This window comes from Stenotrophomonas sp. ESTM1D_MKCIP4_1 (genome assembly GCF_003086895.1).
In the GTDB taxonomy this organism is placed as follows: domain Bacteria; phylum Pseudomonadota; class Gammaproteobacteria; order Xanthomonadales; family Xanthomonadaceae; genus Stenotrophomonas.
The window spans coordinates 2,986,695-3,003,946 of sequence record NZ_CP026004.1 but is presented as its reverse complement, the minus strand read 5'-3'; the positions used below and the strand labels follow the sequence as shown (position 1 = coordinate 3,003,946).

The window sequence follows — 17,252 nt, the reverse complement described above, 5'->3', positions numbered from 1 at the left end:
ACACTGTCCCGCATCTCCGCTCCCTGCCTATAACGCTCCGGTAATTTCATCACCGGAGAGAGTTTCATGGCAGTTGGATCCGCACATCGTGTGCTCAAGCGCAGCGTGCTTTCGGCAGTGCTGTTTTCCATCGTCGGCAGTGCTGCTGCGCAGAGCACGACCGGCACGCTGTACGGGACCGCAGTGGGTTCGGAAGGTGCGACGGTCGTTGCCCAGAGCGACAGTGGCCTCACGCGCACGATCGCCATTGATGCACAGGGGCGCTACAACTTCGGCGCATTGCCGGTGGGGCGTTACAGCATCAGCCTGCAGCGCGATGGCCGGATCATCGAGCAGCAGCATGACGTGCAGCTGCGGGTGGGCACCGGTACCGAGGTGAGCTTTGCCGTCCATGGCGGGGCCACCACCCTGGATACGGTCAATGTCACCGCGGCAAACATGCCGAAGATCGACGTGACCCACACGGTTTCCAAGTCGGTCGTCACTTCCGAGCAACTGGATGTGCTGCCCTTGGGGCGCAGTGCTGAAGCCATCGCCCTGCTGGCACCGGGCGTGGTGTCCGGCAGCGGTGCATTCCAGAACGGCTCGCGCTCGGTCCTGTCGTTCGGCGGTTCCAGCGTTACCGAGAACGCGTATTACCTCAACGGATTCAACGTCACCAACCCACTCAACTACATGGGCGGCGTCAGCCTGCCCTACGGTTCCATCGATCAGCAGGAAACCTTCACTGGTGGCTATGGTGCTGCCTATGGGCGTTCCACCGGCGGCGTCATCAACCAGCTCGGCAAGCGAGGGACCAACGCGTGGCGGTTTGGCGCGCAGGTCACCTGGGCACCGGCCGGGCTCGCCGAAGCCCCCGCATCGGTCAACTACCCGGATGTGGCGCTGCCGGAAGGGTATGCCTACGAACATGAGGACAAGCCAGGCACGCTGTACCGCTATCGAGGCGGTGACAAGGAAACCCGCACGACGTACAGCGGCTACGTCAGCGGCCCATTGGTCGAAGACCGGTTGTTCATCCATCTGGCGGCTGAATCCAACCACCGCGAGGGCATCGCCACCGCCAGCGAGGCCGGCGCGCAGCAGGTGCGCAGGCACTACCGCGTGGACACGCCGAAGTTCTATGGCAAGGTCGACTGGAACATCAATGACAGCAACACGCTGGAGTACACCCGTTTCCAGGATACTGATCGTGCGGGTGGCTACTACACGGCGTTCGACTATGCGACGCTGACGGAAGGTGATCGCACCGGGACCTTCCCCAATACCAGCAAGGCCACCACCAACGCCGACATCTTCAAGTACACGGGGTACCTCAACGATGCGTTGACCTTCAGCACGGTGTGGGGGCGCACCCGCACCGGAAACCTGGAGTTCAATCCGCGGGATTCAGCCAACCCCTACATCCGCAATCCCGGCAATCAGGACCCGTCGCTCAACGGCGGCACGCCGGTACGCAACGATCAGCCCGATCTCTATACCAAGGCGCTTGATGCCGGCAGCACCACGCAGGGGCTGCGCATGGACCTGCAGTACCGCGTCGGCAACCACGAACTGACCGCCGGCATCGACAACATGACCTACCGGGCGAACAATGAGGGTCAGTCGATGACGGGTCCCGGCCACGCATGGTTCTACTCGCGTGGCAAGCCGGATGTGTCGCCCAGCCCCGGATTCGACATCGCACCGCCTGGTGGTGATGGCTATTTCGTGCAGAAGTACATCTTCTCCACCACCACCAGCATGTCAGTGAAGCAGAAGGCGTACTACCTGGAGGATCGCTGGCAGCTCGCTCCCAACTGGCTGCTGACCCTAGGCCTGCGCAACGACCGCTTCACCAACTACAACAGTGATGGCGCTGCCTATGTGGAAAGTGGTGACCAGTGGGCACCGCGACTGGGTGCCAGCTGGGATGTCCTTGGCGATGCCTCGCTGAAGGTCTTCGCCAACCTGGGCCGCTACTATCTGGCGCTGCCCAACAGCGTCGCCATCCGCGGTGCCTCCGCGTCCACCTACACGCGCGAGTACTTCACCTATGACGGCATTGACGCCAATGGCATTCCAACCGGCCTGACGCCGCTGGGGGATGGCCCGGTGTCGGCCAACAACGAGTATGGACAGGCCCCCGATCCGCGCGCTGTTGCGCCCACCGACCTGCGTTCGCAGTATCAGGATGAGCTGATCCTGGGCTTTGAGAAGACGTTGGGAAGCCAGTGGAACAGTGGTGCCAAGATGACCTACCGGCGTCTGCAGTCGGCCATCGATGACACCTGCGATGCTGACCGCTTCGTTGATCGCCTCAGTGGCATGGGCCTCGACCCGGACGCCTTTGATCTGCCCGGCTGCGTGATCTTCAACCCGGGGCAGACCAACACCTTCCAGGTGCGGCACCGCGATGGGTCCGGCTACACGCCGGTCCGCATGGGGTCGACAGACTGGGGGTATGGTGGGAAGAAGGCGACGCGTGAGTATGTCGCGCTGGATCTGTTCATCGAGCATCCCATGGCCGATCGCTGGTACGGCCGTCTCGATTACACCTGGTCGCACAGCTTCGGCAACACCGAAGGGCAGGTGAGGTCTGATATCGGCCAGGATGACGTGTCCAAGACACAGGACTGGGATGCGGCTGCGCTGATGGAGTACGCCGGTGGCTATCTGGCCAATGATCGCCGGCACCAGCTGAAGGCCTTCGGCGCCTACCAGATCACGGATGAGTGGACGGCATCGCTCACGATGCGGGTGCAGTCCGGCATGCCCAAAAGCTGCCTGGGCTACTACGGCAGTGAACAGACGGATCCGCTCCATGGCTATGGTTCGGCCTACCACTACTGCAACGGCAAGCCATCGCGGCCGGGCGACGCAGGCCGACAGCCCTGGACCGCACAGCTGGACATGGGAGTGATGTACCGGCCGGCGTTTGCCGACCACCGGATGGGCCTGGGGCTGGATGTCTTCAACGTGCTCAACCAGCGGCGTCAGCGGCAGTCGACGGCGACCTACCAGACCGGGCCGGGCACGGTCTCCAATACCTACGGCATGGGCACCTACTTCACTGCGCCGCGCACGGTCCGATTGACCGCGTCCTACGATTTCTGAGCGGTTCGCACGAGGCTCTCTCTTCTGGCAACGGTTCATTCGGCCCCGTCCTGCGGGCGGGGCCTCTTTTCTTCCAACCCAAGAAGCCGAAGGGGGCATTCCCACGAAAAAGGCGCCCGAAGGCGCCTTTTTCGTTACCACGTCATTGCTGCGCTCAACGCCAGACCTTGATCTGCTCGGCCTCGGTACGCTGCATCGGCTGGCCGGCCTTGCAGCTGTAGGTGGCGGCGAAGGCCGGCAGGTTCGACAGCGGACCATTGGTGCGCCAGCGCCCCGGTGCACGGATATCGGCGGTCAGACGGCGTGCGGCTTCGTTCGGCGACAGCTGCTGCGGCCACAGTGCGGCCCAGGCGCGGAAGAAGCCCTGCTGCTGCGCCGGCTTGGCCTTCGGTTCCTGTGCGGTGTAGGCCGCCCAGGCCAGTTCCAGGCCGGCGATGTCGGCCAGGTTCTCTTCCTGGGTCAACGTGCCGTTGACCTTGGCACCCTTCACGCCCGGGAAGTCGTAGGCGCTGTACTGGGCGGCGACGCGGTTGCCGAGCAGCGTCCAGGCGGTCTTGTCGGCCGGGGTCCACCAGCTGCGCAGTTCGCCCTTGGCATCGACCAGGGCGCCCTTGGCATCGACGGCGCGGTTCAGTTCGTGCCCGACCAGGCCACCGAAGCTGCCGAACTTGTCGGCGGCATCCGCCTTGGCATTGAACACCGGGCCCTGCAGGATGGCGGCGGTGACGATCAGGCGGTTCTGCGCCAGGTCGTAGGCCAGCGACGGCTGCTGCGGCAGCACATCCCAGCGACGGTCGGCATTGCCCTTGCCGATGCGCTTCATTTCCTCGCGGTGGCGCCAGGTCGAAGCAATCAGCATGTTGCCACCGAACGAACCACGCCCCATCGGCTGCACGCTGTAATCCAGGTCACGCAGCGGGGTGCCGATCTCGATCTTCAGCGCGGCCAGCTTGGCCTGTGCTTCAGCCTTGGCTTCGGTGCTCATCCAGGTGCTGTTCTTGACCGCCTCGATCTGCACTTCACGCACCTTGTCGACGATCCACGCGGCCTGGCGGCGATCTTCCGCCGACAGATGGCGGGCGGCATACTCGCGGCCGACCATCGGGCCGGCGGCCACATTGATGGCGTCCAGCACGTTCTCCCAGCGCTGCGCCGGCAGAGTCTGGCCACGCAGGACGCGACCACGGAACTCGAACTCGGCGTCGCGGTAGGCCTTGGACAGGTACGGCGCCATCGAATCGCCCACGCGCCAGCGCAGGTAGGCCTTCCACTGTTCCGGCTTGAGCTTGGTGACCATGGTGTCGAGCTGCTTGAACAGGGCCGGGTCGGCCAGCGAGACCAGGTCGTCGTTCACGCCCTGCACCTTCAGGAAGGCATCCAGCTGCAGGTTGCGGTAGCGGCTGTTCAGATCCTTGGTGGAGATCGGCGCGTAGTTGTTGAACGGGTTGTTGATGCCGGCCAGCGACTGCGCATTGCGGGCCAGTTCGGTTTCCAGCGCGATCACCGACTGCGCTTCGGCATCCAGCTTGGCGGCCGGGGTGCCGGTCAGCGCCAGGATCTGCTTGACGTAGTTGCGGTAGCGACCCATCAGGGCCACGGTGTCGGCGTCGGTACGGGTGTAGAAGGCCGGATCGGGCAGGCCCATGCCGCCCTGCATGAAGTAGCCGATATGGCGGTCCAGCGCCTTCAGGTCCACGTCCGGGCCGAAGTTGAAGGCCACCGGGATGCCCACCTGGTGCAGCGCGGCGATCGAGGCCGGCACATCCTTGGCCTTCTTGATGGCGTTGATGCGGGTCAGCAACGGGGCGATCGGGTTGGAGCCGTCGGCCTCAACCGCGGCCTCGTCCAGGCCGCTGGCCCAGAAATCGCCCAGCAGCTTCTGCACGTTGCCCTGCGGCGCCTTCATCGCGGCGTCCAGCAGTTCACGCTGCTGCTGGCGGCTGCGGTCGACCAGCTGGCCCAGCGCGGTGGCGGCACCGGACTGCGGCACCGGGTTGGCCTTCAACCAGTCCGCGTTGGTTGCATCGTAGAAATCGCTGCACTGGGCGCTGACGGCCGGGGCGCGCGTGGCCTTCTTCTTGGCGGCAAACGCATCGTGGGTCGGGACCAGGGTCGCCAGGCTGATACCCAGGGCGACGGCAAGCGGACGGAAATTGGGCATGTAGAACGAATCCGTGATGGATTGAGGGCGGGCGAACTATAGCAAGCCGTGCATGGGCACGGGATGCATGCATCACAGGGCATGGGGGTCAGAGCCCTCGCGCTGCGCGCAAGGGATCCGACCCCGGTAGTGCCGGCCGCTGGCCGGCAGCAAAAAACGAAGGCCCGGGAAATCCCGGGCCTTCGAGGGTCTGCCTTGGCCTCAGCCGTGGCTCACCAGATCACCACCTGCTGGTCGCCGGTGCGGGCCATCGGCGAGCCGGCCTTGCACTGGAACGCGGCAGCGAAGGTCGGCAGGTTCGACGGCGCACCCATGGCGCGGAACTGCGCCGGGGCGTGCGGGTCGGTGGCCAGGCGGACCTTGGCGTTCTCCGCGGTGTACTTGGTGCGCCACACGGTCGCCCAGTTGAAGAAGAAGCGCTGGTCACGGGTGAAGCCGTCGACCTTCGGGTCTTCCTTGCCGGCGGTCGCCTTCTGCAGGGCGTCGTAGGCGGTGGCCAGGCCACCCAGGTCAGCGATGTTCTCACCCAGGGTCAGGTGGCCGTTCACCGCCTGGCCGTCAACCTTGTACTGGTCGAACTGCTTGACCAGCTTGCCGGTCAGGCCTTCAAAGTTCTTCTTGTCCGCCGGGGTCCACCAGTCTTCCAGATTGCCGCTCGGCCCGAAGCGTGCGCCCTGGTCGTCGTAACCGTGGGTCATTTCGTGGCCGATCACTGCGCCGATGCCGCCGTAGTTCAGCGCGTCGTCGGCCTTCGGGTCGAAGAACGGCGGCTGCAGGATGGCGGCCGGGAACACGATCTCGTTCTGCAGCGGGTTGTAGTAGGCATTGACCGTCTGCGGGGTCATGCCCCACTCGGTCTTGTCCACCGGCTTGCCGACCTTGGACAGGTTGAACTTGTAGTTGAACTCGTTGGCGGCGCGCACGTTGCCCAGGTAGCTGTCGCGCTGGGTCTGCAGGCCGGCCCAGTCACGCCACTTGTCCGGGTAACCGATCTTCGGGGTGAAGGTTTCCCACTTGGCGATGGCCTTGGCCTTGGTTTCGTCGCTCATCCAGCTCAGGCCCTGGATGCGTTCCTTCAGCGAGGCCGCCAGGTTCTTCACCAGCTCTTCCATCTTCGCCTTGGCTTCCGGCGAGAAGGCAACCTTCACGTACAGCTGGCCGAAGGCTTCGCCGGCATCGTTCTCGATGGTGCCCAGCACGCGCTTCCAGCGCGGCTTCTGTTCCTTCTGGCCGTTGAGGGTCTTGCCGTAGAACGCGTAGTTCTCATCGACAAAGGCATCGCTCAGGTACGGCGAGGCGCCATCGACGGTGTGGAAGCGCAGGTATGCGCGCCAGATCGACGGATCGGTATCGCCCAGCGCCTTGCTCACTTCCTCATGGAAGGCCGGCATGGCCAGCGAGAACTTCTCCGGAGCGGCAACGCCCTGCGACTTGAAGAACTCGGTCCAGCTGAAGTTCGGGGTCAGCTTGTCGGCGTCGGCCAGGGTGACCGGGTTGTAGAACAGCTCGACGTTGCGCGACAGATCGACGCGCGACTTGGAAGCCTTGGCCAGGCGGGTCTCGAACTTGACCACTTCTTCCGCCTGCTTGGCGGCGTCGGCAGCGGCCACGCCTGACAGTTCCAGCACCTTGGCGACGTGCGCCTGGTAGGCCTTCAGCTTGTCGGCGTTCTTGGCGTCGGTGTAATAGGTGGTGTCCGGCAGGCCCAGGCCACCCTGGCTGGCGTAGGCCATGTTCACGGCCGAGTTCTTGAAATCTGCTTCGGCGCCGAAGCCGAACAGCATGTTTTCGCCCTTGGCCGCGCTGCTGCGCAGGTAATCGGCGATGGCGGCCTTGTCCTGCAGGCCGTCGATGGCGGCCAGGTCAGCCTTCAGCGGCTCGATGCCCTGGGCGTTGATCTTGGCCTCGTCCATGCCGGTGGCCCACAGGTCGCCGACGATCTTCTCGATGTGGTTCGGGTTCTTGACCTGCGCCACCTGTTCGGCCAGCTGGTGCTGCACGGCCACCGAGCGCTCGTCGAGGATGGTGAAGGCGCCCCAGCTGGTGCGGTCGCCCGGGATTTCGTTGGCCGCCAGCCACTTGCTGTTGACGTAGTCGCCGAAGGCGCCACAGGCGTCCAGGGCGCTGTCCAGGTCACTGGCCTGGAAGGCGTTGTACGCCGGCAGCTTGGCTTCGTCGAGCGTGTAGGTGGTGGCCTGTTCGGTCGCGGACGGCGTGGAGGCGGTGGCGTCCTTGGCCGGGGTATCGGTCTTGCCGCAGCCGACCAGCGCGGCCGAAACGGCCAGGGTCAGCAGCACGATCTTGGGAGTACGGGTCACTTGTATGGCCTCCAGGCCGAGTGAGTCAGGGAATGGCCGTAGCAATGGCCGTGGGCCGAACGATACGCCGCCGGCCCGCCCTGCAAGGGTGTCGAAGGTCATGGCCGATGGCAAGCCGTGGGCCCGTTGCGTACGGGCCACGGCGCAATCGCCAGAATCGGGCAGGTCCCGGCACGGGCTGCGCAAAGAACGCTGCCGGCGCAGGGCCGGCAGCGGTGACATCACGGGTTGCCGTTGTCCAGCCGGGGCAGTTCGTCGGCCGTCTTCGGTTCAGGGGCATCCACCTGGGGCGCGCCTGCGTCAATGCGTGTCCTGCGGTCGCTCTCGTCCTTGATCTGGGTTGCTTCGCCCACATCCACCCGTGCGACCTTGGGCTTGGCCCAGACCGAATCCTGCCAGGCCTGGTATTTTACCGGGTCCCAGAAGCGGTCGTCGTAGAACTTGCTGCCATCGATCTCCATCGGGCCGGCCGGGCCGGGCACCATGATGCGCAGGTTGCCGGCCATGCCAGTGCGGCTGCCGGTGACCTGGCGGCGTTCGCGGCGCAGCGCGGTGTCGATGCGCGGGCGCGCGGCTTCATCGCCGAAACGTGCATAGATGGCCGGGCCCTCCTGCAGGGCACGATCACGCTCGGCAGGCGTCAACGCTGCCCAGTAGCGCTCGCGCAGGTCGAGGAAACCTTCATAGCCGCGTTCGGCGGCCAGATCCATCCAGGCATAGGCCAGCGCACGGTCGACCGGGGTGCCGGTACCGTTCCAGAGCATTTCCGCCACCATCGCCTGCGATGGCTTGTCGGCGTAGAAGCCGGCACGCTGGAAGAAGCCGAACGCCTGTTCCATCTTGCCCGCATCGCGTTTTTCGATGCCCAGCAAGCGGAAGCGCAGGTCGGGGTGGCCGCTGAGGAAGCCGGCGGTGATCATCATCGGATCTTCGGTGGGATCCGGTGCGGCCGCCGGCGAGGGCTTGGCAGCCAGTGCAAGCGGGGCGTGCAGCGCGAAGGGCAGCAGGGCTGTGAGAATGAGCCTGCGGTACATCGGTATCTCTCCTTGATTGAACGATGGCACCCGCGCCCTGGTCGCCCAGGAACGCGCAGGCACACCTTCATGGTGTGCCGGAAGGTGCCGGAAGTTCCCGGCTCCCCTGTTCAGGGAGCCGGGTACGGCTCAGTGGGCCGCCTTTGCCCCCGACGCTGCCGGGGAGCCGATATGGCGCCCGAAGAAGTCCAGCATCGTGGTGTACAGCTTCACCCGTGCTGGCACGCCGTAGAAGCCGTGCATTTCGCCGGGCTCGATGATCATGCCCTCGGGCTTGTTGCCCGCGGCGATCAGCGCCTTGTTCATCAGCTCGGTCTGCTCCGGCGGCGTGCGCACGTCGCGCGCGCCTGCGGCCAGGTACACCGGAATCTTCACTTCCGAAGCGCGGCGTGCAGGCGAGGTGCGGGTCCAGTCGGCGGTGTCGGTGCCGTGGGTGCGGCGCAGGAAGCGCTGGCCCGACTCACGCTCGGGGATGTCGCCCTTCTTGAACATCATGTCGATGTCGTAGACGCCAACGTAGCCGAAGGTGCACTTGAACAGGCCCGGTGCACGGATCGGTGCCATCAGCGAGGAGTAGCCACCGAAGCTGCCGCCGTAGATGCAGATGCGGTCCTTGTTGGCATAGCCCTGGTTGATGGTCCACTGGGTGGCATCAATGATGTCGTTCTGGATGCCATCGGCCCACTGCTTGTGGCCCGCATCCTGGAACGCCTTGCCGTAGCCGCCCGAGCCGCGGTAGTTCACCTGCAGCACCGCGTAGCCGCGGCTGGCGAACAACTGCGTTTCGCCGGAGAAGCCCCAGTTGTCACGCGGGCCGATCGGGCCGCCGTGCGGGTTGACGATCAGCGGCAGGTTCTTGCCGTCGCTGCCATGGGGCAGGGTGAGGTAAGCGTGGATGGTCTTGCCGTCGCGCGCGGTGAAGCTGAACGGCTTGACCGAGGCCATGCGGGCCTTGTCCAGCTGCGGCGCGCGCTGCATCAGGAAGCGTGCCTTGCCGGTGGCACGGTCATACAGATAGAGCTCGCCCGGATTGCTGTCGCTGTAGACCGAAACGATGATCTTGCTGCCGTCGGCGGTGTGGCTGGAGAAATCCACCAGCTCGCCCGGGAACGAAGCCGCCAGGGAACCGTACAGTTCCGCATCCGGATGGTTCTCATCGACCAGGGTCACCTTGGGGGCGCCGGCTTCGGTGATCACGCCCAGCAGGCGGTTGTCATCGGTGGACCAGATGTAATCGGAGACTTCAGCCACCGGGTCCTGGAACAGGGAAGTGAAGGTGCCGGTGGCGGTGTCCAGCGTACCAATCGCGCCGGGCGACTTGTCATCGCTCTGGGTGACATACACGGTGCCATCGGCGGTGGCGCGCTCGACCCACAGGTGCTTGCCATCGGTCTTGGACGCGTTGACCAGGGTCCAGTCGCGGCCATCGCGGCGGTACAGTTCGGTGCGCTCGTCGTACTCGCCTTCTTCATTTCGGCTGGACGAACAGACGGCGAAACGTGGTTCTTTCTGCGCGTCCAGCGCGATGGAGCAGTCGTCCTTGGGCGCGCGTGCGAGCACCGTGCGGCGGCCGCTGAAGGTATCCACCTGCACCACCTGGGTGCCGGCACCTTCGTTGGAGCGCGGGTAGCGCGACTGCATGATGACGTTGCGGTCATCATTCTTCAGCGTGTCGAGCAGGCTGAAGCTCTCCCGGCCCACGGTCTTGCCACGCTGGGTGGCGTCGCGGGTGCCGTAGAAGATCAGCGGCACGGCCTGGCTGCCATCGGCGTTCACCGCGAACCATTCGCCGGTGCCAAAGGGCTGGGCATAGCCGCCCATCTTCTTCACCGCATTGAACATCAGCCGGTCCGGCGCGATCCAGGTGAACTGGCCCACGCTCTTCTTTTCCGGCAGCTGGTTGACCTTGAGGATCTTCAGATCGCTGGTGCGCAGCACCGCAAGGACGTCCTGGTCACCGTGGTCCATGGTGACGGCCAGGTACTCGCCGTTGGGCGAGATGCGCACGTTGCCGTAGGCCGCGTGCTTGACGAAATCTTCGACGGAGTAGGCCGGTGCGGCGGCGGAGGCCGGCACGGTGGTCGCGCCCACTGCCAGGGCAAGCAGGGCGAAGGACAGCTTGTACATCGTGTATCCCCTTCAATTAGCGGGCCTTCGTGGCCCAGGGTGTGGCGTTGCTGCCGGTGCGCAAACACAGAGCCCGGCCTAGGCCGGGCTCTGCTTGTCACACAACCTGTCGCATCAGAAGCGGTAGGACAGGCTGAAGTAGTAGCGACGGCCCAACGGGTCGGCGCCGATGAAGCTGTTGAAGTACGGGTACGCCGTGTTGGTGGTATCGCGACGGAACTGGTTGTCGGTCAGGTTGACCACCGTGAACTCGGCACGCACGTTCGGGCCGAACTTCTTGCTGATCTGCAGGTTGTACTGCATGTACGGTGCCAGGCGTTCGGTCCAGGCGGCATTCCAGTTCGAGCCGTAGCGGGTACCGAACAGGGTGGCACCCCATTCGTCGCCGGCCCAGCTCAGGCTGCCGCGCACGCGGCTGCGCTGGCTGTAGTCATACAGCGGCAGGTCGCGGTAGTCGATCAGCTCGTCGTCGCTGTTTTCCTGGTACTTGTTGGTCAGCACCAGCGAGTAGCCCAGGTCCAGGCCGAAGTCGCCGAGGCGGTCGGTATCCAGCTTGTACTTGAAGGTGGCATCGATACCGCTGGTTTCCAGCAGCGCCGCGTTGATGTACGCGGTGTTGATCTGCGAGATGCGGCCGTCCAGGGTGGTGCCCGGTGCGCTGGTACGGGTGACCAGTGCAGTCAGGTTGCGGCAGAAGGCCGAATCGGCGCCCTGCTCGAACGGCGTGCCATCCGGGCGCACGCCCAGGCGGCAGTTGGCTTCGTTCTGCAGCAGGTAGGTGGAGCTGAGCTGGGTGGAGGCATCTTCCAGGCGGATCTTGTAGTAGTCCACCGACATGGACATCGAATCCATGATGTCCCACACGAAGCCGGCGCCCCACGACTTGCCTTCTTCTTCCTTCAGGTTCGGGTTGCCGGCGATCAGCGACTGCGCCTGGTACAGGGTCACGTCGCCGGTCACGTTGCACTGTGCGCGGGTACGGCCCGGAGCACCTGCGGCCTGGCCCAGACCGGTACCGGAACGGCAGCTGTATTCGTCCAGGATGGTCGAGAACGAAGCGGCGCCTTCGGCGTAGACCAGCTGCATGTCCGGTGCGCGGAAGCTGGTGGCGTAGGAACCGCGGATCAGCAGGTTGCTGAACGGACGGTATTCCAGGCCGACGTTGAAGGTCTTGGCATCGTCGACGGCGGTGATGTCGTCGTACTTGTCCCAGCGGCCCGCCAGGTTCATCGACAGGTTGCTGAAGATCGGCACGCGGAACTCGGTGCCGACCGCATAGCGGTTACGCGCGCCGTGGGTTTCGCCCGAGCTGGTCAGGTTGTAGATGGTCTGGTCGTCGATCGGACGCAGCTGGTTGGTACGCACGTCGCTGACCAGGTCGGTGGTCTGGCGGATGCCCTCGAACACCGCTGCGAAGCCCACCGGGCCGGCCGGCAGCTCGAACAGATCGCCGCTGACGTTGAAGTTGGCGGTTGCCGAGGTCGACTCAGCAACGTTCTTCACGCGGGTGGCGAAGCTCTGGTAGATCTCCGGGGTGATCGGCGTGTTCCAGCGGTCCTGGTTCAGCGCGTAGATCGGGTAGTTGCTGATGTAGCCCTGCAGCGGGCCCAGGAAGTAGTCATGCACGGCCTTGGCCAGCAGGCGCGGGCGATCGGCTTCGTACTCGTACTTGCCGTAGTTGACGCTGGCTTCCCAGTCGAAGCGGTCGGCGAAGGTGCCCTGCGCACCGAAGGTGATGTCGTAGCTCTTTTCGTCGTACAGGGTGCTGGCTGCTTCGTTGCCACCCAGTTCAAACGGGTTGAAGGTACGCTGCAGCTGGATCAGGTCGCGCAGGTTCGAGTCGTAGTACACGCCCGTCGCGGCGCCGCTCGGGTTGGAGGTGAAGCGGTCACCCGAGGTGCCCCAGAACTCGATGCCGCCGCTGGCCTTGGCCTTGGTCTTGTAGAAGTTGACGCTGCCGAACAGCTGGGTGGTGTCGGTCACGTCGAAGGTGCCGTAGCCGTAGCCGTTGAAGTTCTGGTTCTTGTTCCAGATCGAACGGGCTGCGACCTGGGTGTAGCTGCCGCAGTAGGTGCCACGGGCCGGGGTGGTCACGGTGGTGTAATCGAACGCATCACAGGCGTCAGCGTTGTACAGCGCGTTCTGGTTGCGCACGTGGCCGTTCAGGCCGCCCGCGCTCAGTGCAACCAGGGACAGCGACGGGTTCACCGCAACGCCGGCGGCATTGTTGCGCGTGTCGGCCAGCGCGTGGCGCTGCGAAGCGAACACCGGCTCGTTCTCGCTGTACTGCAGGGCGTAGGTCGCGCTCCAGCGGTCGCCGGTCTTGCCGCCGGTGTACTCGACGTTGACGTTGTCGCCGCCGCCTTCTTCGGTGGTGCCGGTGGTCAGGCGCAGCTGGTTGCCGTCGTAGTTCTTGCGCAGCACGATGTTGATCACGCCGGCGACAGCGTCCGAACCGTAGATGGCCGAGGCGCCACCGGTCAGGACTTCAACGCGCTCGACGATCGAGCTCGGGATGGCCTTGATGTTGACCACGTTGTTGTCGCGGTTGTACGGCTGCGGGTACTGCGCCGGGCGGCGGCCGTTCACCAGGGTCAGCGTGTAGCCCGGGCCCAGGTTGCGCAGGTTGACCACCTGGGCGTTGGGCGTGAAGCCGGTCACGGCGAGATCGCCGGTGAACGAGCTCGTGGTGTTCTGGGTCAGGGTCTGCAGCATGTCGCCGACCGACTGGAAGCCTTCGCGGTCGATGTCGGCGCGCGAAATGACGGTGACCGGTGCCGGGCCTTCGACTTCAGCGCGCTTGATGCGCGAGCCGACGACCGAGACGCGGTCCAGGTTGGTGGCGTTCTTGCCGCCGGCTTCGTTGCCGGCTTCCTGGGCAAAGGCGGGCGAAACGACGGCTGCCAGCAGGGCGGACGTCAGAGCGAAGCTCAGCGGGTGGCGGCTGAGCGCCTTGCGGATGGTCATGGATGGATCCCCTGGTGTATCGAACCTCGACAGGCGCGCTGGCCCGTCGTCCCTGTAGGGCAGTTGCCCCGTTCTGAAACCGGCTTCACAAGCCGATGAAGCGAAGTTAACACAGCCTTAACTTGGCGTGTCAACTGTTCATGCTCCCGTCATCAAGCCAAAGTAGGCAAAGTGCTGATTTGGATGGACTTTTGCGCCAAACCTTTGATTTCAAATGAAAGGATCTGCTGCGCTGCGGGCCGTTTGCGACGTATTCAGGGGGCTCTGGAGTGCTCTTTGTTAAGCGTACAGTTCATGTTGTGAGGGTCGCTGCCTGTGCCTGGCCGGCCGGCGGGGCAAAAAAAAGGCCCCGCCGAAGCGGGGCCAGAACCCATCAACCCTGGAGCGGGGCGGCGGTGTCAGCTGCCACCGAAGTTGTACTGCATCTGGGCATAGATGGCCCGGCCGTACGGGTTGTAGAGGTAATCGTTGTACGGCGCGTCGATGTTGCCGCCGAAGCTGTGGCGCTGGCTGGACGGGTTCTTGTTGAACACGTTGTTGACCATCAGCGACAGGGTCAGGTTGTCCAGCGCGCGGTAGCTCACGCTGAGGTTGTAGGTGGTGTAGGAACCCCACTTGCCGGCCTTGTAGCCGGAAGAGTGCACGTAGTCGTAGCCCTCGCCCAGGTAGGCCATGTAGTTGGGGGTCTTGCCGATGTAGTTGTAGTAGAGGGTGGTGGTCCACTGGTTCTTGGCCCAGCCCACCGACCCATCGGCACGCACCTTGGCGAAGGCCTGGTAGTTCCACATCGCATACGGGTCGCGCAGCAGATCCAGGTAGTCATCGCCGGTCTGCGGCTGCAGTTCGCGCTTGAGGATGTTGGTGTAGTTGCTGGCGAACTGCAGCGAGCCGAAGCGGCCGATGTCCTGCACGTACTTGAAGCTGGCCGTCAGGGCATTGAGGTTCTGCCGTGCGACGTTGAGCTTGGGGGTATAGATCTGCTCGAGGTTGCCCGAGGCATCACGGGTCACCCAGTCGGCCACGTTCTGGCAGGTGGCGTTGGTGTTGTTGTCCAGGTTGTTGCGGCAGTAGTACTCGGCACGCAGCAGCTGGTCGGAACTGAGCGTGTCGACCTCGTTCTCGATCTTCCAGCGGTAGTAGTCCACCGACAGCGACAGATTGGCCATCGGTGCCCACACCACGCCAGCGTTCCACACATCGGCAGTGATCGGTTCCAGTTCCGGGTTGCCCGATTGCACGCCGAAAGTGGAACGGCCTGCGTACGGGCAGCCCACGGTATCAGCCGGCTCGAAGCCCAGCTGCGCACAGCGGTAGTAATCGGTGGCCGCCGTGTAGAAGCCGCTTTCGCCCTGGAAGGCATCGGGCAGCGAAGGCGCGCGGAACGCGGTGCCGTACTTGCCGCGGAACAGCAGGCTTTCGATCGGGCGGAACTCGACGCCGATGCTGTAGGTCGACTTGTCGACGGTGTTGTCGGCGATCTTGAAGGCGTCGTAGCGGCCAGAGCCGGTGACAGTGAGCGAATCGAGCAGGGGCAGGCGCAGTTCGCCGGTCACCGCGTAGTTGCTGCGATGGCCTGAGCCGGCCACCGAGGTGGTGCCCCAGACATCGCCATTGAGCAGGCGCGCATCCGGGCTGTAGTCCCAGCCTTCGCTGCCGCCTTCGAGCACGATGCCCAGGCCGGCATCACCGCCGGGCAGCGAGAACAAGCCGCTGTTGGTCAGCTGCACCCGGCCCAGGTTCTGCCAGGTGCGGCTCTGGTTGTAGGTGTAGCCGGTGAAACTCTGGAACGCACCTGCCGGCAGCTGCGAATAGAACGCGCCCCAGTTCGGGCTGTAGATGTTGTAGCCATCATCGGTCTGGCCGAGCACCGGGCCGAACACGTTCTGCTCGAACCAGCTGTCGATCGGCTCGGCCCAGCGTGCGAAGCCGCGTTCGGTCAGCTTGTACTCGCCACGGCTGAAGCTGGCGCTGTAATCCCAGTCGGTCGCAAACGTGCCACGGCCGCCCAGGGTGATCTGGTAGGCCTTGTTGCGGTTGGTTTCCTGGATGTCACGGTAGCCGGCGCCGCCGATGTCTTCCGGGGAAAACGCGCGCTGCAGGCTCATGTACTGGTCGGTGTCCTGGTCGTAGATGTAGCCGAAGCCCGGGCCCGTGCTCCAGAACGTATAGCCGGCACCGGTGACGTAGTTGATTTCCTCCAGGCTGTAGAGCGCATCGGCGAACAGCTCGAAGTTATCGTTCACCTGGAAGCTGAGCGACGAATAGAACTGGCTGCTTTCCTTGCCGTTCTTGATGGTGCGGTAGCCGGCGCTGTACTTGGAACCGCACGATTCGCCCGCGGCACGCACGCCCAGTTCGGTGGTGCCACCGAACTGCCCGGCCACGCTGGCGCAGCGGGTCGGGTCCATCATGATGAAGGCATTGTTTTCGTCGGGCAGGTAGACCAGGAAGTCATTGGACGGCACCTGCGCGCTGTAGCCGGCCGGGTTGTTCACCTTGGTCAGGTCGCGCTGGTAGCCCCAGATCGGGCTGGACTTCTCGTACTGCACGTTGAACAGCGCGTTGAAGCGGTCATCGGCGCTGTTGAAGCCCTTGGCTACGCTGACCCGCACATTGTTGCCGCCGCCTTCGGTGTAGGCGCCGCCACGGATGTTGATCGTGCCGCCATCCATGCGTTCCTTCAGGATGATGTTGACCACGCCGGCGATGGCATCGGAGCCATACAGCGACGACTGGCCGCCCGGCAGGATCTCGATGCGTTCGACGATGTCGATCGGGATGCCGCTGATGTTGTTGAAGGCGTCGCTGCCGTTGTACAGCGCCGGGTACTGCAGCATCGGGCGGCCGTTGATCAGGTATTTGGTGTAGCCCGGATCCAGGCCGAACATGCCGGCCGCTTCGGCGCCCTGGGTGAAGGCCGCAGAGGACTGGCCGCCCTGCAGACCGCCGGTGGTCAGCGAGGACTGCTGCAGCACTTCGGCGATGCTGGTGAAGCCGCGCGTCTGGATGTCCTCGGCGGTGACGGTCAGGACCGGGGTGTGGTTTTCAACCTGCGTCTGCGGGATGAGCGAGCCGGTCACGGTCACTCGACCGAGGTCGGTGGCGTCCTTGCTGTCCTGGGCAAGGGCCGGGAGGGCGGTGGCGAGCAGGCTGCCGAGCAGGGCGAGCGAGAGCGGGTGGCGGACGACATTGGTGCGACGACGAGTCATTGCGATATCCCATCCATTAAGTAAGTACGGGCCGCCCCTTTCCCGGGGCATTCAATCAGCCTTCAGTTTCCGGGCTGTCGGGCGACCGTAACACAGCATTAACGCTGCTGACATCGGCCGTCAGGGAGTCATCGCCAAAACTTTGAAATCATCTATTAAAATCAATCACATACGCATATATTTGCCGAATCTGGCGGTTTATATTCAAGTGGAGTTAATAATAAATTCACGCGTATGTAACTATTGAATTGAAAATGACATTTTTTTCTCGCATGAATGCGGCCAGAAACTCTCGCGTGGTTCGGGGATCAAGCGCTGGAAGGGTTTTATCGTGCAGCTG

At 64.2% G+C, this 17,252-nt stretch carries 7 protein-coding genes; 1 reads left to right on the top strand and 6 read right to left on the bottom strand.

Annotation, left to right across the window (positions count from 1 at the left end; all coding sequences use genetic code 11):
• Positions 1–66: 66 nt before the first annotated feature.
• Positions 67–3,096, top strand: coding sequence for a TonB-dependent receptor (locus tag C1924_RS13765; protein WP_108765809.1), 3,030 nt, complete (start codon positions 67–69; stop codon positions 3,094–3,096).
• Between the two features lie 154 nt (positions 3,097–3,250).
• Here the strand turns inward: C1924_RS13765 and C1924_RS13760 are convergent, their stop codons facing one another.
• The 6 genes from C1924_RS13760 to C1924_RS13735 all read right to left on the bottom strand — a co-directional run bounded on the left by C1924_RS13760 (position 3,251) and on the right by C1924_RS13735 (position 16,912).
• Positions 3,251–5,257 (bottom strand): M13 family metallopeptidase, encoded by a 2,007-nt coding sequence (locus C1924_RS13760; RefSeq protein ID WP_108765808.1) that lies wholly within the window; start codon positions 5,255–5,257, stop codon positions 3,251–3,253.
• A 212-nt stretch (positions 5,258–5,469) separates the two neighbouring features.
• Positions 5,470–7,575 carry a M13-type metalloendopeptidase gene (locus C1924_RS13755; protein WP_108765807.1) on the bottom strand — a complete coding sequence of 702 codons (2,106 nt, stop codon included), beginning with the start codon at positions 7,573–7,575 and terminating at the stop codon, positions 5,470–5,472.
• A gap of 221 nt (positions 7,576–7,796) precedes the next feature.
• Positions 7,797–8,609, bottom strand: coding sequence for an SEL1-like repeat protein (locus C1924_RS13750; RefSeq protein WP_108765806.1), 813 nt, complete (start codon positions 8,607–8,609; stop codon positions 7,797–7,799).
• A gap of 129 nt (positions 8,610–8,738) precedes the next feature.
• The gene (locus tag C1924_RS13745; RefSeq protein WP_254051140.1) at positions 8,739–10,736 is read right to left on the bottom strand and encodes a S9 family peptidase; all 1,998 of its coding nucleotides are present in this window, start codon (positions 10,734–10,736) and stop codon (positions 8,739–8,741) included.
• Between the two features lie 114 nt (positions 10,737–10,850).
• Positions 10,851–13,703 (bottom strand): TonB-dependent receptor, encoded by a 2,853-nt coding sequence (locus C1924_RS13740; RefSeq protein ID WP_108765805.1) that lies wholly within the window; start codon positions 13,701–13,703, stop codon positions 10,851–10,853.
• 398 nt (positions 13,704–14,101) lie between these two features.
• Positions 14,102–16,912, bottom strand: coding sequence for a TonB-dependent receptor (locus C1924_RS13735; RefSeq protein WP_108765804.1), 2,811 nt, complete (start codon positions 16,910–16,912; stop codon positions 14,102–14,104).
• Between the last annotated feature and the right edge of the window lie 340 nt (positions 16,913–17,252).

Excerpts from the sequence above, each read along its gene's own strand:
- C1924_RS13765 (WP_108765809.1), top strand. The coding sequence starts at position 67 with ATGGCAGTTGGATCCGCACATCGTGTGCTCAAGCGCAGCGTGCTTTCG.
- C1924_RS13760 (WP_108765808.1), bottom strand. The coding sequence starts at position 5,257 with ATGCCCAATTTCCGTCCGCTTGCCGTCGCCCTGGGTATCAGCCTGGCG.
- C1924_RS13750 (WP_108765806.1), bottom strand. The coding sequence starts at position 8,609 with ATGTACCGCAGGCTCATTCTCACAGCCCTGCTGCCCTTCGCGCTGCAC.
- C1924_RS13745 (WP_254051140.1), bottom strand. The coding sequence starts at position 10,736 with ATGTACAAGCTGTCCTTCGCCCTGCTTGCCCTGGCAGTGGGCGCGACC.
- C1924_RS13740 (WP_108765805.1), bottom strand. The coding sequence starts at position 13,703 with ATGACCATCCGCAAGGCGCTCAGCCGCCACCCGCTGAGCTTCGCTCTG.
- C1924_RS13735 (WP_108765804.1), bottom strand. The coding sequence starts at position 16,912 with ATGACTCGTCGTCGCACCAATGTCGTCCGCCACCCGCTCTCGCTCGCC.